Annotated in this window: 16 protein-coding genes; 15 read left to right on the top strand and 1 reads right to left on the bottom strand. The window is 48.6% G+C overall.

The window, feature by feature from the left end; genetic code table 11:
* Position 1: 1 nt before the first annotated feature.
* The 7 genes from FS806_RS12845 to FS806_RS12875 all read left to right on the top strand — a co-directional run bounded on the left by FS806_RS12845 (position 2) and on the right by FS806_RS12875 (position 9,994).
* Positions 2–1,177, top strand: coding sequence for a Gfo/Idh/MocA family protein (locus FS806_RS12845; RefSeq protein ID WP_144936879.1), 1,176 nt, complete (start codon positions 2–4; stop codon positions 1,175–1,177).
* Between the two features lie 84 nt (positions 1,178–1,261).
* Positions 1,262–2,176 carry an ABC transporter permease gene (locus FS806_RS12850; RefSeq protein WP_260982074.1) on the top strand — a complete coding sequence of 305 codons (915 nt, stop codon included), beginning with the start codon at positions 1,262–1,264 and terminating at the stop codon, positions 2,174–2,176.
* 12 nt (positions 2,177–2,188) lie between these two features.
* Positions 2,189–3,070 carry a carbohydrate ABC transporter permease gene (locus FS806_RS12855; protein ID WP_144936885.1) on the top strand — a complete coding sequence of 294 codons (882 nt, stop codon included), beginning with the start codon at positions 2,189–2,191 and terminating at the stop codon, positions 3,068–3,070.
* Between the two features lie 53 nt (positions 3,071–3,123).
* Positions 3,124–4,719: an extracellular solute-binding protein gene (locus FS806_RS12860; RefSeq protein WP_144936888.1), complete on the top strand. Its 1,596-nt coding sequence runs from the start codon at positions 3,124–3,126 to the stop codon at positions 4,717–4,719.
* Between the two features lie 80 nt (positions 4,720–4,799).
* A complete protein-coding gene (locus tag FS806_RS12865; RefSeq protein ID WP_144936891.1) occupies positions 4,800–7,175 on the top strand; it encodes a DUF4091 domain-containing protein in 2,376 nt (791 codons plus the stop codon).
* A 93-nt stretch (positions 7,176–7,268) separates the two neighbouring features.
* On the top strand, positions 7,269–8,021 hold the full coding sequence (locus FS806_RS12870; protein ID WP_260982071.1) for an MBL fold metallo-hydrolase: 753 nt from the start codon (positions 7,269–7,271) through the stop codon (positions 8,019–8,021).
* 620 nt (positions 8,022–8,641) lie between these two features.
* Positions 8,642–9,994, top strand: a complete 1,353-nt coding sequence (locus FS806_RS12875; RefSeq protein ID WP_144936982.1) for an L-cystine transporter — start codon at positions 8,642–8,644, stop codon at positions 9,992–9,994.
* A gap of 1,623 nt (positions 9,995–11,617) precedes the next feature.
* On the opposite strand, the gene FS806_RS12880 is transcribed toward FS806_RS12875, so the two are convergent.
* Positions 11,618–12,367, bottom strand: a complete 750-nt coding sequence (locus FS806_RS12880) for a YebC/PmpR family DNA-binding transcriptional regulator (protein WP_144936894.1) — start codon at positions 12,365–12,367, stop codon at positions 11,618–11,620.
* Positions 12,368–12,863: 496 nt separating this feature from the next.
* Between FS806_RS12880 and FS806_RS12885 the strand changes: the two genes are divergently transcribed.
* The 8 genes from FS806_RS12885 to FS806_RS12920 all read left to right on the top strand — a co-directional run bounded on the left by FS806_RS12885 (position 12,864) and on the right by FS806_RS12920 (position 20,865).
* Entirely contained in the window at positions 12,864–14,069 is a 1,206-nt protein-coding gene (locus FS806_RS12885; RefSeq protein ID WP_260982072.1) for a copper amine oxidase N-terminal domain-containing protein, read from the top strand.
* A 470-nt stretch (positions 14,070–14,539) separates the two neighbouring features.
* The gene (locus tag FS806_RS12890; protein ID WP_144936897.1) at positions 14,540–15,160 is read left to right on the top strand and encodes a YdcF family protein; all 621 of its coding nucleotides are present in this window, start codon (positions 14,540–14,542) and stop codon (positions 15,158–15,160) included.
* 100 nt (positions 15,161–15,260) lie between these two features.
* On the top strand, positions 15,261–16,433 hold the full coding sequence (locus tag FS806_RS12895; RefSeq protein WP_186328346.1) for an ROK family transcriptional regulator: 1,173 nt from the start codon (positions 15,261–15,263) through the stop codon (positions 16,431–16,433).
* A 136-nt stretch (positions 16,434–16,569) separates the two neighbouring features.
* Positions 16,570–17,331: a Cof-type HAD-IIB family hydrolase gene (locus FS806_RS12900; protein ID WP_144936903.1), complete on the top strand. Its 762-nt coding sequence runs from the start codon at positions 16,570–16,572 to the stop codon at positions 17,329–17,331.
* A 902-nt stretch (positions 17,332–18,233) separates the two neighbouring features.
* A complete protein-coding gene (locus tag FS806_RS12905; protein ID WP_144936905.1) occupies positions 18,234–18,518 on the top strand; it encodes a hypothetical protein in 285 nt (94 codons plus the stop codon).
* Between the two features lie 144 nt (positions 18,519–18,662).
* Entirely contained in the window at positions 18,663–19,154 is a 492-nt protein-coding gene (locus FS806_RS12910) for a PH domain-containing protein (protein ID WP_144936908.1), read from the top strand.
* Complete coding sequence (locus FS806_RS12915; protein ID WP_144936911.1) at positions 19,147–20,583, top strand: PH domain-containing protein; 1,437 nt, start codon at positions 19,147–19,149, stop codon at positions 20,581–20,583. Before FS806_RS12910 ends, FS806_RS12915 begins: the two co-directional genes overlap by 8 nt.
* A gap of 21 nt (positions 20,584–20,604) precedes the next feature.
* Positions 20,605–20,865, top strand: a complete 261-nt coding sequence (locus tag FS806_RS12920) for a hypothetical protein (RefSeq protein ID WP_144936914.1) — start codon at positions 20,605–20,607, stop codon at positions 20,863–20,865.
* Positions 20,866–20,889 lie beyond the last annotated feature (24 nt).

Consider the following 20,889-nt stretch of genomic DNA (forward strand, 5'->3'; position numbering starts at 1 on the left):
CTTGGAGCAGATACGAATCGGGGTTATCGGACTCGGATGGAGAGCGGGAGTCACTAAATACTGGCATCGGCCGGATGGCAAATCGGTTGTTGTCGCAGGGGCGGATACCAATCCGGCGCGTCTGGACAAATTTAGGGAGAGAGTCAATCCGGATGCCGATGTGATGCTGGATTACCGGGAGCTATTGCAGAGGCCGGATATTGATGCGGTCGTAGTAATGACTCCCGATCACTGCCACGACGAACATGCGGTAGCGGCGCTAAGAGCCGGCAAGCACGTCTATTGTGAGAAGCCGCTGGCCGTTACGGTGGACGGCTGCGACCGGATTCTGGAGGCGTGGCGGGATTCCGGCAAGCATTTCATGATTGGCTTCAATATGCGCTACATGAACATGTACCGTACGATGAAGGAAATAATTGCAGCCGGCGATATCGGAGAGGTGAAGGCGGTCTGGGTCCGTCATTTTGTAGGACTTGGAAGCGATTACTATTACCATAGCTGGCACGGCAGCTCGAAGAACACGACCTCCCTGCTGCTGCAGAAGGCCTCTCATGATATCGACATCATCCATTGGCTTACCGGCCGTTATACGACCAAGGTGGCCGCATTCGGCGGAGTCGACTACTTCGGAGGCAGCAAGCCTAATGATCTCACCTGTCCCGAATGTCCGGAGAAGGAGACATGCCCGGAAGCGCGGTTCGGTCCTCTGACACAATGCGCCTTCCGCGAGGAAATCGACGTGGAGGATAACAGCATGGTGCTGATGGAGCTGGAGGGAGGCATCAAGGCTTCTTACATGCAGTGTCATTTTACTCCGGATTACGAAAGGAATTATACGATTATCGGGACGGAAGGGAGAATAGAGAATTCGGAGCCCAATAACCAGGTGATTGTGAAATCGAGAAAATCCAATACGTGGCGCGATTTGTCGGACAGAGTTTACAACATCCGCAAAGCGGAAGGCTCTCACAACGGGGCGGACGAGAAGATATGTGAGGACTTCATTAACATGATCCTCCATGGGAAAGAACCGGTAGCTCAGCCTATTGCCGGCCGGATGAGTGTAGCTGTCGGCTGCGCCGCGACCGAGTCGATGAGAGCAGGCGGCAGAGTGATTCGGGTGAAAGAGCCCCAGCCGTGGATGCTTGGCCTTAACGAATCAGCGGTCCGCTATTGACCATGAACCATCAAGCTTGCAGTAAAGGGGGGCTCATTGTTGAATCAACCAGCGGTTTATACCCATGCCGACAAGGCGAAACGCCTGTCTAAATGGAAAGCGTTCAAACGAACGCTTCGCAAAAATTGGGATTTGTATTTGCTCATCACTCCCGTTATCGTCTACTTTTTCATCTTCGATTACATACCGATGTACGGTGTGCAGATCGCCTTTAAAAATTTCGTTGCCGCCAAAGGCATTTGGGGCAGCGATTGGAGCGGGTTCGTTCATTTTCAACGGTTCTTTGACAGCTATTATTTCGGGCGCCTGATTTGGAACACATTCAGCATTAGTCTGTATCAGCTGGCTGTCGGATTTCCGATACCGTTATTGCTCGCTCTTCTGATTAACGAGGTTGGAAGCAGGTCCTTCAAGCGGTTCGTGCAAACGGTTACTTATGCGCCGCATTTCCTGTCCACTGTCGTTATGGTCGGCTTGATCTTTATTTTCCTGTCACCGCAAAACGGGATCATCAATCATATCATCGTGTTCTTCGGAGGCGAACCGATCTCTTTCATGACGGAGTCGAAATGGTTTAAAACCATTTACGTCTTCTCCGGGGTGTGGCAGGGAATGGGCTGGAGCTCGATCATCTATTTGGCAGCGCTTTCCGGTATCGATCCTTCCCTGCATGAGGCGGCACGAGTCGATGGAGCAAGCCGGCTTCGCCGCATCTGGCATATCAACCTGCCTGGAATTATGCCGACGGTCGTCATTCTCTTGATTCTGAATGTCGGTCACATTATGGGTGTCGGCTTCGAGAAAATTTATTTGATGCAGAACAATTTAAACATCGAAAGCTCCGACGTTATATCCACCTATGTGTACACGCAAGGGATTGTGGGGGCGCAGTACAGCTTTGCCGCCGCCGTAGGACTGTTTAATTCCATTATTAACGTCATTCTGCTGGTAGCCGTGAACCAAATCGCGAGAAAAGTCAATGAAACCAGCTTGTGGTAGGGAGGCATAACGGTGAAAGAAACTTTTACGGACCGTCTGGTGGGGGGCATCATCTATGCCATCCTTACGGTCATACTCCTAATTATTTTGTACCCGCTTGTCTTTGTCGTCAGCGCCTCGATCAGTGATCCGCTGTCGGTGACCAAGGGTGAGATGTGGCTGTTTCCGAAAAACTTGTCCTTCATAGGCTATGAACTGATTTTCGCCAACAAAGAAATCTGGATCGGATACAAGAACACGATTATTTACACCGTTGTCGGCACGTCTGTCAATTTAATCATGACGATTATGGCCGCTTATCCGCTATCGCGCAAAGACTTTGCCGGCCGCAATGTCATCACGGGGTATATCGTCTTCACGATGTTTTTCAGCGGCGGGCTGATCCCGACTTACCTGCTTGTCAAAAATCTCGGCATGATCAATTCCATGTGGGCGCTGATCATTCCCGGAGCCGTCTCTGTCTGGAACATCATCATTATGAGGACCTTCTTCCAGACCAGCATACCGAACGAAATTCAGGAATCGGCGGCGATCGACGGCTGCTCCAATTTACAGACTCTGTGGAAAATTGTGCTTCCGCTTTCCATGCCGGTGATTGCCGTCATGATCTTGTTCTACAGCGTCGGCCATTGGAATGCTTATTTCAACGCCTTGATTTATTTGAACGACCGCGATAAATATCCGCTTCAGCTATTCCTGCGGGAAATTCTTATCAAATCGGAAGTGGATAACATGGCGGGCGGCATGGACCTGTCGGTACAGAAGCATTTGATGGAGGCGGAGGCCATCAAATATGCGATTGTCATCGTGGCTAATTTGCCGGTTCTGGCGGTCTACCCGTTCCTGCAGAAGTATTTTACGAAAGGGTTTCTGGTCGGTGCAATCAAAGGCTAGCCCATAGTCTTTGTTCACAAATAGACATTAGCTTAAGGGAGGTTAAACTTTTTATGCAAAGTTTGAAAAGACTGACTTCAGTAATGCTCGTGGGCGCCATGACAGCCGGGCTGCTCTCGGCTTGCGGCGGAGACAAGGGAGGGCAGACGTCTTCCGGGAATGACACAAATAAAGAACCGGTGGAGCCGGCCGTCAAGACGGAAGGATTTCCGATTGTTGAGAATCCGATCAAGCTGACCTTCTTTGCGGGCAAAGCACCATCCGCCCCTGCCAACTGGAACGATCTTCCGGTCTGGAAGGAATATGCGAAGATGACGAACATCGAGGTCGATTTCCAATTGACTCCGACGGAAAGTCTCGCGGAGAAGCGGAATCTGGTTCTGTCCGGCGGGGATTATCCGGATGCGTTCCACACGGCCAGGCTTTCTCCAGTCGATGTTATGAACTATGGATCTCAGGGCATTTTTATTCCTCTTAATGATTTGATAGACAAGTACGCTCCCAACTTCAAGAAGCTTCTGGAACAGTACCCGGAGATAAAGAAGGGCCTGACGATGCCGGACGGCAATATTTATTCCTTCCCGACGTTCTACGATCCGGAGTTCAAGTCGGTTATCATCGGCCAGAAGCTGTGGTATAACAAGAGCTTCCTGGAGCAGCTCGGCATGAAGGAGCCGGAAACGACCGATGAATTCTATGAATATTTGAAGGCCGTCAAGACGCTGAACCCCAAATATATTCCGTATGCGGCCAGCAATTACGGCTCGCTGCTCGATGAAGTGAAGGGAGCATGGGGGCTCGGCAACCGCGGTAACGCCCACCGGATGGACATCGATCCGAAGACGAAGGAGCTACGATATATTCCGGCTTCCCCGGAGTACAAGGAAGTGCTGGAGTACATGAACAAGATGTATAAAGAAGGACTATTCGTCGATAACCTGCTGACGATTAAAGGCCCGGAAGTCAATGCTCTGATGGACGAAGGCATCGTCGGCGCTTCCGTGACGAACAGCCCGCATGCGATCAGCGGAGTGAGCATTGAGCATTTTGTCGGGGCTCCGGTATTGAAAGGGCCTCATGGAGACCAGGTGTTCTCAAGGGCGCGTCCGGCGCTTATCGATCTTGGAGCTTTCGTCATTACGGATAAGAACAAGCATCCGGAAGCGACCGTGCGCTGGATCGATTACTTCTACAGCGAGGAAGGCAGCAAGCTGTTCTTTATGGGGATTAAAGATTTGAGCTACGTCGAGAAGCCGGACGGCACACTCGAATATACGGAAGAGTACAAGAAGGAACCGTCGAAATACGTTTCGTTCGCGGGCGGGTTCTATCCCGCATTGCTGACCGCCAAGACGTACAAGGGCGGAGAATCGACGCCGGAAAGTATGGAGGCGGCCGCCAAGGCAGAGCCTTATTGGCCGGAGGAAGTATGGCCCGCGTTCACTTTCACCCAGGAGGAGCTGAACCGGTATACCCCTCTTCACACCGATATCAACAAATACGTGGATGAAATGACCGCGAAATTTATTACGGGGGACACCCCTTTCTCCGAATGGGATAAATATATCCAGACGATCGAAAAGATGGGCCTGAAAGAATATAAGGAAATATATTCGGCCGCTTACGAGCGTTTTAAGAATAACGGCTAGCGTCAAGAAGTTTTCCCCCCCGGGTCATCTTGATCCGGGGAGGAGTTTATCCAAATACAACTATTTCGGGAGGGAAAGTTATGTTTTGGAAGCGCAAATCGATTTCTGTGTTGCTGGCTATTACGCTGTTGCTGTCCTGTCTTCCGGCCGCTCATGCAAAGACGGAGCCCTTATTTGATGTATGGGCGCCGTCGAATACGCAAAAAGTGATGCGGGATGAACCGTTTCCGGCCGATGCTAACCGGGTAATGAAGCTGGAGGCCGCCCGCAATGAATTCGAAAGCGGCCAAGTGATCGTGAAGGCGGAAAACAACCCTCTGCGCAAGCTGCAGGTATCTATTAGCGACCTGAAGCAGCAGGGCGGCCCGGCGAAAATAGGCAAGGAGCATATTCAACTGTTCAGGCAGCATTATATCGAGGTAACAACGTCTACGACTCCAGCCTATCCGAAAGGATGGTATCCGGATGCGCTCATCCCTCTCGAAGGCAAGCTGGAGGTGGCCGCAGGGGAGAATCAGGGCATTTGGGTCAAAGTATATGTTCCGAAAGGAATACCGGCGGGCAGCTATACCGGAGAGATTCAATTGCATGAGACGGGAAATCCGGTGCGGATTCCGGTGGAACTGACCGTATGGGATTTCGAATTGACGGATGAAAGCCATTCCAAGACAGGGTTTGGCGTCTGGGGCGGTCCCGTTCAGGAAGCTCACGGGAATGTTCAAGGAGAAGAGGCATGGAAGTATATTGAGAAATATTACTGGGCTTCCGTCGAACAACGTCTGACCCCGGGCTATCTGCCGATTCCGGATAAGGATATCGATGAGTACATAGAGCGTGCGGCCAGATTTATTAATGATCCCCGGATATCGGCTTATCGCCTGCCTTATTATAGAGATGCACAAGGGGAACCGAATAAGGAGAAGATCAAGGAACTCGTTGACAAGCTTAGGGAAAAAGGCATGCTGGACAAAGGGTATTTCTATGTCAGCGAAATTGATGAGCCGGTCCCGCATCCGAATGCTCCGAATCATTACGACCGGGTGAAGGTCATTAATGATGCCTTGAAGGAAGCAGCTCCGGATGTTCCGCATCTGGTGACGATCCAGCCTCTGGATGAACTGCTGGGCGATGTCGACATTTGGACCCCGGAAATCGATAAATATGATTATGATTTCGCGCGGGAGAGACAGGCGGCAGGAGAGCATGTTTGGTGGTACACGAGCGTCTTCCCCAAGCATCCGTTCCCGTCCTATCATCTGGATGACGACCTGGTCGGAACCCGTCTGTTAACGTGGATGCAGCATGATTACGGTGTGGAAGGCACGCTGTACTGGGCCACTACCCAGTTTCAGAAGTATAATGCCGCCGAGAAGAAATATGTGAGCCGGGATGTATGGAAGGATCCGCTTGCTTTTCCGGGAGCGAATGGCGACGGCTATTTGTTCTATCCCGGCACGGAGATCGGTATCGACGGTCCGATCGGGACGATCCGTCTGGAAGTGCTAAGGGAGAGCATGGAGGATTACGAATACTTGTGGCATTATGAGCAGCGGCTGCGCGAAACCGCGGCCAGACTGGGAGTAGAGGACTCTTTCCCGTATCGCGATGCGATCCGGCCGTTCTATGACCGGTTGTATGAGGACATCAAAACTTTTGAAGAAAATCCCGATCTCGTCATGCAGGTTCGCCGGGAAATCGCCCGGGAAATCGTGGCTAGGGAAGCGGTAACGGCATTGGTCGCGGTCGAAGCGCCGACGGTAGGCAGCAGAACCGTAACGGTTTATGCTGAGAAGGGCGCTCAGGTTACTTTGAACGGGATGCCTCTTGAGGTGTCCAAGTCAGAAGGGATGCATGACCAATTTGCCCGTACGCTTACACTTGGGCCGGGACTTCATAAGGTGGATATCATAGTCACCAAGAACGGGATGACCCGGGAGATTCATCGGGAGCTGGCGGTATACGAATTCGATACTCCTTATACGATACCGCTCAACGATGTGGAGACGGAGGAGGCGATCAAACGCTTTACTTCATCCACCGTAAATCTGAGCTTGTCTGACGAATATGTCACGGAAGGGAATCATTCGATGAAGGCGGTATTCCCGGCCGATGTGAATTTTCCGAATTTCCGCCTGTTCGAGGCGGGCAAAGGCTTCCGCAGCGCCGACTGGTCCGGGTTCGATGTGCTGGAGTTTGATGTTTATAATCCGGGCGGTACCACCCAATTTTATGTCAAATTCCATCAATTGAACGGCAAGACGGATGATTCCTTTATCCAAACGGTAAGAAGCCAACATGGAAAAACGATACGCATCCCGTTGAATAAAGTCGATCTGGATATCACTCAAATGAAGGGGATTGAAATCTGGGTGTGGCGGCATAGCCTTCAGCAAACCTTGTATTTCGACAACTTCAGGTTCTTATCTACTGAGCCCGGGGAAACGATGGCTCCTTAAGAGGATACGGAATAACACCGACCACTATCGAATACTATGGTTAGCAAACGATTGACAAGTACCCAATCCTAAACGAAAAGAGTGTGGCAGTTTATGAAGCTTACTTTCTTGGGAACCGGAGCGGCCGAAGGCATTCCCTCGCCATTCTGCGATTGTGTCACATGTGAGCATGCGAGAGCTAACGGCGGGCGAAACATTCGCAGAAGGCAAAGCGTGATCGTCAATGATCATATGTTGATTGATCTCGGTCCGGATCTGTTTGCTTCCTGCGCCCATCTGGGACTTTCGTTATGTTCTATCGAAACGGTACTGATTACACACAGTCATTCGGATCATTTCGATCCGAACAATCTCAGGATGCGCGCCAAGGCGTTCCGGTTAGCTACCGAGCTTCCCGAGATCACGATGATCGCCGGTCCTTCGGTCTGGATGAAATGGGATGAAAGCGGAGGGAGCGACCAGCATTCGCAAATTCGCAGAGTTCCGATACTGCCGGGACGCCTGATACAGGCCTCCGGATATACGATCTGCTCCATCGAGGCCTCTCATCAATCGCGCATTGGCGATGCGATGAATTACATCATTAACGATGGCAAGGTGACGCTGTTATATGCTTCGGACAGCGGCCTATATACAGAGACGGTCTGGAAAGAGCTGGAGGGCTTCCGGTTCGATGGTGTAGTGCTGGAAGGGACGATTTGGGGCCACCCTTCGGGCAAAGAGCATCTGAATGAGAAGGATTTCGGAATGATGCTGGAGCGCATGCGCCAGATCGGAGCGGTGACGGATACGACGACGGTTATCGCGACTCACTTCTCCCATCAAGGGGGGGGCCGGACCCCATGAGGAAATCGAAGCCAAGGCACAGCGCTTGGGCGCCTTATGCGCCTACGATGGATTAACGGTTCATATCGAGTCCGCCGAAGAGGTTTAAAATAAATGTAAAGTAGAACGTAGTTTAGTTTCTCTCTAAGATGGCTGCCGCCTTGGCAGCCATTTTTGTTGACTCCGCAAGCAACACACAGATGCTTTTCCAACAACCCGATAAATGCATCTGTTTCGCGCCGTAAGCCTCTTCAACTGCAGCGACATAACGGCCGGCTTATTTACCCGCTATTTTCCAATGAATGAACATAATTAATGGAATATGGGCAAACTAAAAAAAATCGATATCAAAAAATGTCAGCCGGCATACTATAAGTTTACTACTCTAATATATGGCGATAGAATTCAATCCGGACCATTATGGTTGGAATGCGAATGCTCATGTTAATTACATAAATAAATAATTGCCGGCTGCCCAAGTCGACTGTCGCGGACCCGCGAATAAAAAGTAAGTCAAATTCCAACTTGACAGGTATGAATAGTTGTTATATAACTGGATACATCTGAATATACTTTTATCGCCTCGAATTTAAAAGTGGGAGTTGGTCAACGTGTTATGGACAATCGTTAATATTGTAATCATGCTTCTGCTTATCATCGGACTTTTTGTTATGCAAAGAAAGCATGTTTCTTTTTCCAAACGGGTATTCACCGGTTTGGGGATCGGGATTGTGTTTGGACTTGTGCTGCAATTTATTTACGGAGCCCAGTCTGAGGTGTTAAAGACCTCCCTGGCATGGTTTGATATCGTAGGGAGAGGGTACGTTAAATTTCTGCAGATGGTCGTCATGCCCCTCGTCTTTATTTCCATTCTGACGGCGTTTACGAAGATGAAGGTGACCAAAAATTTTGGGAAAATCGGACTCTTGATTATTGGAATTCTGGTCGGAACAACGGCTGTAGCCGCAGCCGTCGGGATTACTACCGCAACCGTATTCAACCTGGAGGGAATTCAAATTGAGGGCGGGGAAGCGGAAACTTCTCGCGGGGAGCAATTGGAGAATCGGCTGGGAGACCTTCAGAAAATGACCTTCCCGCAAAAGCTGCTTGAGCTGCTGCCGGAAAATCCGTTCCGAGATTTCACGGGGGCCCGGGCCACTTCAACGATCGCCGTAGTAGTGTTTGCGGCATTCATTGGCTTCGCGTTCCTGGGAGTCAGGCGAAAACAGCCGGAGCAGGCGGAGTTCTTTCAGAAAATCGTAGAAGCGCTCTATGCCATTATTATGCGAGTGGTTACCATTGTGCTGAGGCTCACTCCATATGGTGTTCTGGCGCTAATGACGAGAGTAACGGCGACTACGGATTATGAGGGAATCTGGAAGCTGGGCGAATTTGTCATCGCGTCGTATGTCGCTCTGATTGTCATGTTCCTTATTCATTTGCTGCTGCTGGCCGGTGCCAGGCTGAATCCGATTACTTATATAAGGAAGGCTATCCCCGTGTTAACCTTTGCCTTCACTTCCCGTACCAGTGCGGGTGCACTTCCCTTGAATGTGAAGACCCAAACCCATTCCTACGGAGTGTCTGAAGGTGTAGCCAACTTCGCCGGATCACTCGGATTATCGATCGGGCAGAATGGCTGTGCCGGGATTTATCCCGCCATGCTGGCTGTTATGATTGCGCCGACGGTCGGAGTCAACCCGTTAACGCCTTCCTTCATTATTACCTTAATTGCTGTAGTGGCTATCAGCTCTTTCGGTGTAGCGGGTGTAGGAGGAGGAGCGACCTTTGCCGCATTGCTCGTATTGTCTGCGATGGACCTCCCGGTTGCTCTGGCGGGACTGCTGATTTCTGTCGAGCCTCTTATTGACATGGGGCGTACGGCGTTAAATGTCAGCGGCAGTATGGTTGCCGGAATTCTTACCGGCAAGGCGACGAAGGAACTGGATTTAAGTATCTACAATGATAATAGTAAGCAGCAGTTGGAGGCTTGATTTGCAGTTTAAACGTGGCGATGAGCTGCAGGCAGGAAAGATGGTTAATTATTGAAATCATTATAGCAGGGCCCGCATAAATCATACATGCCGGGCCTTGTATCATTTTATTGTCCTTATGTCTATTATCCCCTATGCTCAGAATGTATGCCGTGCCTTGCATCTTCTTATGTCTGTTATCCCCTTTGCTCGGAACGGGTGCCGCGCTTGCATCTTCTTCTGTCTATTATCCCTCTTGCTCAGAATGTATGCCGTGCCTTGCATCCTCTTATGTGCGTTATCCCCTATGCTCAGAACGGGTATCGCGCTTGCATCTTCTTCTGTCTATTATCCCCTATGCTCAGAACGGGTGCCGCGCTTGCATCTTCTTCTGTCTATTATCCCCTATGCTCAGAACGGGTGCCGCGCTTGCATCCTCTTATGTGCGTTATCCCCTATGCTCAGAACGGGTGCCGCGCTTGCACCTTCTTATGTCTATTATCCCCTTTGCTCAGAATGTATGCCGTGCCTTGCATCTTCTTATGTCTATTATCCCCTATGCTCAGAACGGGTACCGCGCTTGCATCTTCTTAAGTCTGTTATCCCCTATGCTCAGAATACGTGCCGCACCTTGTTCCTTTTATCTGCTATCCCATCAACTCAGAAATTGCCCTATGGTTTGGTTCGCGATTATCGATTTGACTCATAATCATTATGATGGAATTTAACCCGATGGCACGGGGGTTAATTGAACTTTTCTGAGGTTAGGGGATAACAGTCCAAAGCCTCGATTAATAAAGAATTACCGGGAATAATCAGTGTTTCGCTTTGGGCGAATTTCACGAACATTTTCAGAAAAAAAAGACGGGGAAATTAATCAGCCGCACGGAGCGATTTTATTCCAAGAAGCGTTGGCTAGCAGTATACCTCCACACTCGTAAACAAATGAGCAAGGAGAAGAGAGAGCCCCCCCATCGTCTGCCTTCGTAACCGAACAACAAGGATGCCGAAGCTTATTGGACGTGCTCTACGGATTCATTCTGCATCGGGGGCTTGGTCGCCATATTATAGAGATTATGCTATACCCTAACCCGAAAGTTAGGCCGGAAGCGGCAAAGAAAGAATAAAACAACTGTGCCTCGGCAGACAATAAGCTGCCCCCTCCGTTGAACAAAAAAATAAATGCGGTAGGAACAATGAAAGATAGTGAACAGAACAAAGGGTAGAAAAGAAGACCGAGAGCCGGGTGCTTGAGTTTGCTTTTGACCAGAATGCAGATCAGGGCAAAAAGAGGGCCCAAAATAAGCAAATAGGCCAGTCCCGACCAAAACATAACCGCATACCTATCCCCCCCAAGGGTTTCCCCCCACACATTCCAAAGAGTGCTTGTATAGGCAGCAAACCCGGTAAAATAGGAGAGGATGAAAATAGTCAAAATGATGGCCCATCTAAAAATCTGCATAATGCTTCCCTCCTTCATTAAAAGGAACGCAGGCCTGGCACAAAAGCTGCAGACTATTAACCGAACCCATATAAAAGAATAAAACGCGCCACGCGCTTCTTCGGTCCCTTGGAGTATAACAGAAAAGGACAGCGCGGCCGTCATTGTCGGTCACACTGCCTTTCCGCCATACCATATTCTGCCTAAAGCTTGGCCATTACTTCCTCGTCCATGTCAAAATTGGAGTGCACGTCCTGGACATCATCGTTGTCCTCCAGCGCCTCCATCAATTTCATCATCTTGATCGCATCTTCTTCCTCCAAATTGACGGTGGTGGCTGGAATCAGGCTTAGCTCCGCTTGCTGGAACTGGTAGCCGTTGCCTTCCAGAGTCTGTTTGACGCTGTCAAAGTCTTCGGGTGCCGTCGTAATCTCGGCGATTCCGTCCTCCACGCGGACGTCTTCGGCCCCTGCTTCCAGCGCCTCCATCAGGAGGGTATCTTCGTCTGGTCCGCCATCCTCGATTGGAAGGGTGAGAACTCCTTTGCGGCTGAATAAATAAGAGACGCAGCCGCTCTCTCCCAGGTTGCCGCCATATTTGGAGAAGATATGACGGACATCCGCCGCCGTCCGATTTCGGTTATCGGTCAGGCATTCGACCATGACAGCCACGCCCGCCGGTCCATAGCCTTCATAAATAATTTCTTCATAAGTTACGCCTTCCATATTTCCGGAAGCCTTCTTGATCGTATTTTCTATGTTGCTGTTAGGCATATTATTTTGTCTTGCTTTCTGCAGAGCGGTCTTGAGGCGAAGGTTCGTATTCGGATCGTCCCCGCCGCTGCGGATCGCCGCATATATTTCTTTGGAGATTTTAGTGAAAACTTTCCCGCGGAGGGCATCTTGTCTTCCTTTGCGATGCTGTATGTTTTTCCATTTGGAATGTCCGGCCATCGTTGGGTGGCTCCTTTCCTTATTTCAGTAGAACAGTTCTACTAATTATCGTATCTAACCCGGGCCGGAAACGCAAGAAACAACTTGATGACCATCAAGGATTTCTCCGATTGGCAAGTCTCGCCTTTCCAGGGGTATGGGGTAGGGGAATCTAGGGACGGAGGACGCCCTATCTTTCACTGTTTAAGCGGATTTGAGTCGGGCTTAAACAGGCTATGTCATTGCCAAGAAGGTCGTTCATACCAATTAATAGATCTAAAGACCTGTTCTAGTGAAGGAAAAAAGTTCTATTTCTGCGCGGAAAGAAGGAATTGCCTGCCATGCGTCGAAAAAATCGAAACTGCAGGATCCATATGAAAAAGAGAAGCATTGTCAGCAGCATCAGCGGATTCTGTGATCATTTTAACTTAAATGGAGGGTAAACAAATTAATGAATGTCTCTTGGACAAAGTGCAAAAATGTACTCTTCTCGGCAGTTCTATCGGTGGGAGTACTGTTGGGAGGAACACTTCTTCTTGCAGATCGCGCCTACGCGGACGCCTTCATCGATGAAATCGATGACATGTACAAACGCTTATATGAGCACTACAGCAATCAGTATAATGATGATTATAATCGGGCAAGCAAAGAATATGATTGGCTTATCGCCATCACTTCGGGCGAGCGGGAACGGCTGGAGCAGGCAGCCGATGCGGATTTGCGTTATTTAGTGGATTTGTTCAATGAAGATTTCAAGCAGTTGAATGATAAATACGGAAACCAGCGGGATTACCGCGATAAGCTGACCGAATACCGGAGAGCCATTAACCCCGATTATTCCAGCGGACCAATGTGGGAGTACAATAAGGAGATCAATAAAAATTATTCCGCCAGATCCCATTGGAAGCTGAAGAACGAAATCAATCCCGACTACAGCTCCAGTACGATGTGGAACTACCGCAACACGACCAATCCGAAATATTCTTCGAGTACGATGTGGAACTACCGGAACGATATGAACCCGAGTTATTCCTCGGGCTTAATGTGGGAGCTTAAGAATGAAAGCAACCCGAATTATTCCTCCAGCACGATGTGGAGCTACAAACTAGGAAATCTGACTTTGGCGGATGCCCGCAAGAAGATGGACGAGATTCTGACCAAGGGTGCGGAGGATTTACAAGAGGCGCGCGACAAGGCGATGACTGACGTGACGAAAACCCGTAAACAAACGGTCGATACCCTGTTCGCACTCCGGGATGAAACCCTTGACATCTTCCAATCGACACGAGCGAAATCGCTTAAGGAAATTCTTTCTATGCGGGAAAAGCATTTTGGCGGTTCCTTGGATGTGAAACCGCTGGTGATCGGCTTCGATCCTATCAAAGTGCTGATCGATAAGAAATTACTCTCATTTGAACAGCCTCCGGTTCTTATTGACGGGAATACACTGGTGCCGATGAGGGCGATTTTTGAACAGCTCGGTGCGAATATCGAATGGAATCAAGAAGAGTACTCCGTAACGGCTACCAAAGGCAATACGACGATCTATTTAAAAATCGGGGACAAGCAGGCCAAACGGAATGGAGAAACGATAAACCTGGAAGTGCCGGCCCAGCTGGTCCAATCCAATACCATGGTTCCGGTCCGTTTCATCAGCGAGTCGTTGGGTGCTCACGTCGAATGGGACGATATGACGAAGACGGTCGTTATCGAAACGAAATAAATTTCAGCAGCTTCAGCTGCAGCATACTTTCAGGACACCTGCTCAAATACGGGCAGGTGTTTTTTTCGCTTCATGTCCCTTGCCGGCTTTTTTGAAAAAATCAATGACTGCCTGCTTGCCTCTCCAATGCGTAAAAAAAACGAGCAAAAATTTATTTTATAAAGAGTCTTGTCAGAAGGAAGAAACTATTTTAGAATGATACTTAATCAAATTGATTTAGTAAGTTTGTAATTTGTAAGGGCTTCCTCGTCCGGATTTCGAAAATTCCTTGAAAAAAACGGCTTGAGGGATAGAGATTATTCACTCTAACCGGCATATTTTCGTGTTCAACGCTGCGGGTCTCCGAAGTCGTTTCGCAGGGACATTTTCAGCGCAAAGCGAAGGAAAGCTTCTTCGGCTATGAAGCCTATATTTTGCACTCATTGCACAAGGAGAAAAACTAGTTCATCGAAGAAAGGAATCAGTATAACTTGGTCATTGTTATCAGCTTGCTAGGAGTGTTGGCCGGCATTCCGCTTATCTACTTTATTTGGATTCATGCAGGAAGATGGGCGCCGCGGGAAGCAGATGCTCTCGTCGTGCTGGGCTATAAGTGTATAAATGGGCAGATAGACCCTCTGCTTGCCGAAAGGCTGGATACGGCATTGGACTTATGGAACCGATTCCGGTATCGTTATGTAGTGCTATCCGGAGGAGCCGTAGTCTCCGAACGGACAGAAGCCGCGATTATGCGGGACTACCTTATTTCCAAAGGAGTGGATGCCAAGCGGATATTGCTGGAGGAGTACTCCCGGAATACAGTGCATAATATCGTGAATTGTACTCTGTTGATGAGAAGGCATCATTTGAAAACCTGCCTTTATGTCTCTAATTCGTTTCATCTTAGACGCATGAGATACATAGCCCGGCGGCTGAATATTCCGGCGAACTTCTACGGAAGCCGGAAGCTGCCGTCGATCAGACGGCAATGGAAGCTGACTTTCCTGGAAATCCGGGCATTCCGACTAACCCTTCCCTGGTTGCATAAGGCTGCCAATTGGGAACAAAATGGATGGATGGGAAATACCAATTCCCGATCCGCATCCGGTTAACCATTGAGAGTGATTGACAACAGACAGGGCGCAAGGAAGAATAAAGCAAAAGGGTTTATGAAGGATGTCAATCCAGTTTTCCAGGAAAGGAAAGGTTGATATGCAGACGAATAAGAGCAAGACGGCTAGCAGCAAGCTGCTAAAATCGATCAATCAGCAAAGAGTACTGCGTCTCATTTTCACCGAAGGCCCTATTACCAGGGTGGAATTAGCAGAGAAAACGGGATTAACCCAGCAAACGATCACCAATATCGTAAACCGGCTGCTGCAGGACGATGTACTTCAGGAGTTGAATCCGGTTGCCAGCAATGGAGGGCGCAAACCGGTGCCGCTTATGGTGAAAAGCGAAAATCTCTACGCCATTGGGGTAGAGATAGCGGTCCGATATGTCCGCGGGACGCTAATGGATTTCCGCCGCCGTCCGGTTAAAGAGATTGTCGTCGATGTTCCGGTCTACAACAACGATGAGCATCCCGTCCTCTATATCCGGCAAGTCGTGGATGAGCTGCTGGGGCATGTGACCCATCGTAATCAGTTGAAGGGGATAGGCTGCAGTATTCAGGGGCTGGTGGACTCCAAACGGGGTGTAGTCATTTATTCGCCCGGATTGAGATGGAGGCAGTTTCCTCTTCAGGAACGTCTGGAAGCTGCTTATGGTCTGCCCGTGTATCTGGAGAACGATGCCAACCTGCTCGCGCTCGTTGAGAATCTCAACGGCCGGCTGGCGGACTCCCCCAATAACCTGACGATTAAATTGGATTACGGGATCGGAGGAGCAATTGTCGCCAACGGGCAGCTATTGGCCGGAATGAGGCACGTCGCCGGGGAATTCGGTCATTATAAAGCCTTCGACGGAGAGGATGCCCGCCAATGCCACTGCGGGGCCAAAGGCTGCTTGACCACTTTCGCATCGTCCAGCGGGTTGAAGCGCAACGGCGGCTACACGCCGGAAGAGCTTAAGCAGGCGCTCGAGGCGGACGAGCCGGAGGCTATAAGGCTGTTTGGCAAAGTTGAAGCGGCGGTCGGCCGGGCGATTGGCAACGTCATCACGATCCTGAACCCGAATCATGTGCTGCTGACCGGCAAAATGATCGATGTATTAGGGGAGTGGCTGATCCCTGCTCTAAACCGGCGGATTATGGAGACGGTTCCAGAGTCCTGCCGGGAGGTAGAGCTTGTCTATCTGCCCCGGACGCCGGATGAATCCAGCTCGGCGGTCGGTCTGGTCATGAATCATTTTTTTGACGTGCCTCTGGACAAATTTTCAATCTAATTGCTTATGTAGTAAAGCTGTACAATTCTATACTAACTCTCATTAGAAATACAAAGATTTCATGGGTAAACGCGCCTGTCCAAAGGACGGCGATAGCCGTTTATCCTTGACTCAATGAAAGGGGAAGATGATGGTTATGGCCAATTATCGGCTGCTAGCCCTCGACTTGGACGGTACACTGCTTACGGAGGATAAACGGATAACAGCGGAAGCGAGGGAGTGGATTCAGCGGGCGAGGGACGCCGGAGTGACGGTTATTTTTGCCACAGGCCGTGGAGTCCAGACTACGAAAGCGTTCTGGGAAGAGCTCAGGCTGGATGCCCCCATGGTTCTTCTTAACGGAGCCGAGATTTGGCGAAGACCCGGCGAGTTGGTTGAGCGTCATTACTTGTCCAAGGAGGATATTCACCGGCTGCATTCCCTGGCTGTGGAAGCCGGCGCCGGCTACTGGGGATACAGCGTGGAAAGCTTGACGGGCAAGAAGGACTGGACGGATGAAATGTTCGAACGAGGCTGGATGAAGTTCGGGATTCGGCATGATGACCTCGAGGTGATGCAGCAGCTGAGGGAAACTGTTGAGGGCTGGGGTACATTGGAAGTTACCCGTTCCGCTCCGGTGAATATGGAAATTTCCTGCAAAGGGATTACCAAGGAGAGCGGCGTTAGCAAGGTGTGTGAGTTGCTCGGTATAGACATGGAGGAAGTCATGGCCGTCGGTGATAATATGAACGATTTTCGCCTTATTCGTTCGGCGGGAATGGGAGTTGCGATGGGCAATGCCGATGAGAAGCTGAAGCAGGCGGCGGATGGCAGCACCGGAACGAATGAAGAAAACGGGGTAGCTCAGGCAATTCAACGTTACTTGTTAGGGGACGAACAAGAGAGAAAGTTTGCTTAAGAACTCAACTTTCGCAGACTGAAATCGCCAAATAACCTTTGAAATCAATAGGCCATCTTTCTATTTAATTTCCGGCTTTACGCTGAACCGAATCAGTGATTCCTCTCCTGCTTTTATGACGGTTTCGCCGATCCAATCGCTGTAAGACGACAGCCCGTTTGAGAATAACTGATATTCTACGTAGCAAATAGAACCGTTTACCTGGTTATGTCTCGATAATCTGACGGTGCCGCTTGACGGTACCGGTGACGCTTTTCTTACTTGGGCGTCTACCTTGAAAATCCGTCTATTTTCATTTTCTGCTTGTGCCGTGCAAGCAGTCTACTCGCAGAATGGCGCGTCTAACTGGATTTCATACAGTTAGTTTGCTCTGCGGAGCCAAAAGACGGAAGCTAAGTGGAAAAACTACAGCTAGTTTGGACAAAAAAGGCGATTTCAGCAAAAAGCCTTGATTCTAAATGTAGTTTTTCCATTTACTTTAATCACTTTCCACCATTCGCTTGAATTTACCTACATAAAATACAGTTAGACGGTGGAGGATCCACCACAAGACAAGAAATGGTTTTCTATGCAACATTTATATCAAAACTTATCTTCTCGCCCGGTGCATCCGCATCGGGCCTTTTCTTTCTTACCACATAAGAGTCTTGCGGTTTACAGTAATCAAATTGGTGTAACAAGACTCTTATTCGCATAAAAAGCTACATGAAAACCGGGTTGTTCGTCTTCGAAGAAGATCCGATAGGAGTTTTTCTCACAACTCAAACATTTGTTCGCCTACAGATTGTTGTCTGGAGCGATAATACGGTCCGAGAAGTCGGCTGATTTGCTTCTGCAATTGAAGCGGGCTATGTTATACTGTGATCAAAGAGCGGAAATGTTTATGACAGGGGTGACATCGAATGGAAAAGGTAAATTCACCGGAAGAGTTAATGGAGAACATCGCGAATATGAGCCGTGACAACTCTGTTTATCAATTTCATATTCCTGGAAAAGGGACGTTCACTCTCGTCTTACAAGAGGAAGAACAGCGATCCATTCAAGCTGATGCTGAAGCCAATCCAGAACTGAGAGCCATGATTGAACAAAGCAGGAGAGAATTCAAGCTAGGCAAAGCCATGAGCACATCGGAAATACTAAAGTCCTTTTCCCCCGAGGAGACGTTCACAGCATTAAGTCAAAATTGAATGAATCATTCTAACAACCAAGTGATGAAAACGGCTAAGTTTGATTAGTCGTTTTTTTCGCATTTCGAACATTCGTTCGCTGACAGATTGTTGTCTTTGCTCTTCGATATATTATCTTTTAAAGCGCAATAGGAGTTGATTGAGTTGGAACAAAAGCTTCACCCGAATGTGATTCGATATTGGCAAATTAAATATGGCTTACATACGTTCAAATGGATGCTGCTCGGTAGTTTCCCGTTAATTATCCGGGGAGTTTGGTTACCTGCTTGGGTTTGGTTAAGCATAATTTCCTATCTGGCGATACTATTTTTCTTCATTAAGGGACTCGTCTTTATTTGTTACGGGGTCTACAGAAAATACTCTCGAAGAAGCTATCTCCTTGGTGACGATGAGCTGATGATTCGATGGGGGAATGTCTGGTCGGATAACTCCTCCATTATTCCTCTCAGCCGGGTGCTGCATGTGGATCAAGAACAAGACATGCTTGCCAAAAGATTGGGCCTATCTGAGCTAACCATTACAACGGCAGGAGATCACCACTTTATTGTGGGACTGACAGAAGAGGATGCCGTTCGGCTGCGCAGACAAATCATCGAATTATCCAAATTAGACAACAAGGATACTTACTATGATTAAGCGGCATCATCCAATTACCGTCATTTATAAGATATACAGTCAAATCCGGTATTCGATTATTCCCCTTACCGCGTTTCTATATAACGAGATTCGAGCAGGAACCGGACAACAACCTGATTGGGTATATATCGCGGCCACAGTCTACGGTATTGTGACTGGTGGTTGGTCAATCCTTTCTTGGTATAGAGAAACCTATCAATTGGATTCCAAGGCGCTGCATACTACCAAAGGTGTATTTACCGTAACCCAAAGAACGATACCGCTCATGAAAATCAATAACTTAAAAATCGAGCAAAGCTGGATATATCGGCTGCTCGGGATCGCCAATGTTGAACTTCAAACGAGCGATTCCAATGATGATGCCGATGCCCGCTTGATTACATCCAGAAAGACGGCAGATTTGCTCAAGAAATCCATTGGGCAGATCGAAAACCGAAGTGCGATTCCAGAGTCAAAAGATCATCACGTTACCAGAAAAGAAATCATAATGCTGTCCATGAGTTCGAATACATTCTGGCTAGGACTTCCTGTCACGATCGCTGTCATTCAACATTTGTGGAGTTGGTTATTCCCTACACCGGAAGAAGAACAAGTCAGCTTCATGGAATTATTCAAGAAAGAGACTTGGAGCGGGATAACCTTAGATGACAGCATAAAAGTCACACTGTACTTGGCAGCTTTCTTGGGGATCTGCGTAATGGTTACTTGGCTGTTCTCCATAGGGATGGCACAATTTCGTTATAAAGGTTGGCATCTATCGAGAGCCGGGGATGTGATTTCCATTCATCATGGTTGGGTGGAGCGAAGATCGGTGCAGATTCAGGTGAAACGTATCCAATCGCTGCGAATCAAAGAGCTGATGTTTGGGCGTTTGTATGGATATGCTTCTGTATGCATGGATTGCGTTGGATATTCAGGGGAACGGAGAGTCAAATTGCTTATTCCTTCTATACGTACATCGGAACTAGTCGAAGTGCTAGGTCGGTTGCTTCCCGAGTTCCAACTCCAAACTCCCGAGCGAGCTTTACATCGAAGCGCGAAATTTGCCACAGAGATTCCAATTATCTCGTTGCTCGTATTCGGTATACTTGTGGGTTGTTATTTCACCTTATGGTCTTTGACAATCATTCCGGTCCTTTACATCGTCTATAAATACATGAAGTACGTCTATGTTAAGACGAAATGGGAAATCGCGGCGAACTTGTTCATCTTACGCAAAGCCGGCTTCAATCAGACGACTGTGTACCTCTTGCGTGAATCCATAGAATCCATAAGTATCAGACAATCATGGTGGCAGCGGTTATTTCGTATTTATCAGCTGGAAATGGAGATCGATTCTCCTGCGAACGTATGGGAATACCGTATGTCGGGGATCACGAAACAAGACTGCAATGAGATTCTAGGATGGTATAAAAATAAGAGTCATTAGTCTAATTCAGGTGGTGTTTATATGGAAACAGATCAAGCCGTAAGAGATTGTCTATTAAATTTAATCGCCGGTTTGGAAGAGTGGGGGAAAGAACTAGGCGAGCCTCCAGCTCTATTACGCAATGGTCATATGCAGTTTGTTCGACTGCTGATGTTAGAGGGAAAAGAAGCTCCAATTGATTTGCATTCACTTATTCGACTGTTGCAAAAACAGTGGATGATTCATTTTTCCCATGCCAATAGGCAGGAAGAACTAGGAAGCGTGTCGAATTTCCATTTATGATAAGGATTTACATTACATATTAGT

Origin of the sequence: Paenibacillus sp. 32O-W (assembly GCF_007679495.1) — a bacterium.
Classification (GTDB): Bacteria; Bacillota; Bacilli; order Paenibacillales; family NBRC-103111; genus Paenibacillus_L; species Paenibacillus_L residui.

What these genes read in the sequence shown, in the direction of transcription:
- FS806_RS12860 (WP_144936888.1), top strand. Translation starts at nt 3,124, where the DNA reads ATGCAAAGTTTGAAAAGACTGACTTCAGTAATGCTCGTGGGCGCCATG.
- FS806_RS12865 (WP_144936891.1), top strand. Translation starts at nt 4,800, where the DNA reads ATGTTTTGGAAGCGCAAATCGATTTCTGTGTTGCTGGCTATTACGCTG.
- FS806_RS12870 (WP_260982071.1), top strand. Translation starts at nt 7,269, where the DNA reads ATGAAGCTTACTTTCTTGGGAACCGGAGCGGCCGAAGGCATTCCCTCG.
- FS806_RS12875 (WP_144936982.1), top strand. Translation starts at nt 8,642, where the DNA reads ATGCTTCTGCTTATCATCGGACTTTTTGTTATGCAAAGAAAGCATGTT.
- FS806_RS12880 (WP_144936894.1), bottom strand. Translation starts at nt 12,367, where the DNA reads ATGGCCGGACATTCCAAATGGAAAAACATACAGCATCGCAAAGGAAGA.
- FS806_RS12895 (WP_186328346.1), top strand. Translation starts at nt 15,261, where the DNA reads ATGCAGACGAATAAGAGCAAGACGGCTAGCAGCAAGCTGCTAAAATCG.
- FS806_RS12900 (WP_144936903.1), top strand. Translation starts at nt 16,570, where the DNA reads ATGGCCAATTATCGGCTGCTAGCCCTCGACTTGGACGGTACACTGCTT.
- FS806_RS12905 (WP_144936905.1), top strand. Translation starts at nt 18,234, where the DNA reads ATGGAAAAGGTAAATTCACCGGAAGAGTTAATGGAGAACATCGCGAAT.
- FS806_RS12915 (WP_144936911.1), top strand. Translation starts at nt 19,147, where the DNA reads ATGATTAAGCGGCATCATCCAATTACCGTCATTTATAAGATATACAGT.
- FS806_RS12920 (WP_144936914.1), top strand. Translation starts at nt 20,605, where the DNA reads ATGGAAACAGATCAAGCCGTAAGAGATTGTCTATTAAATTTAATCGCC.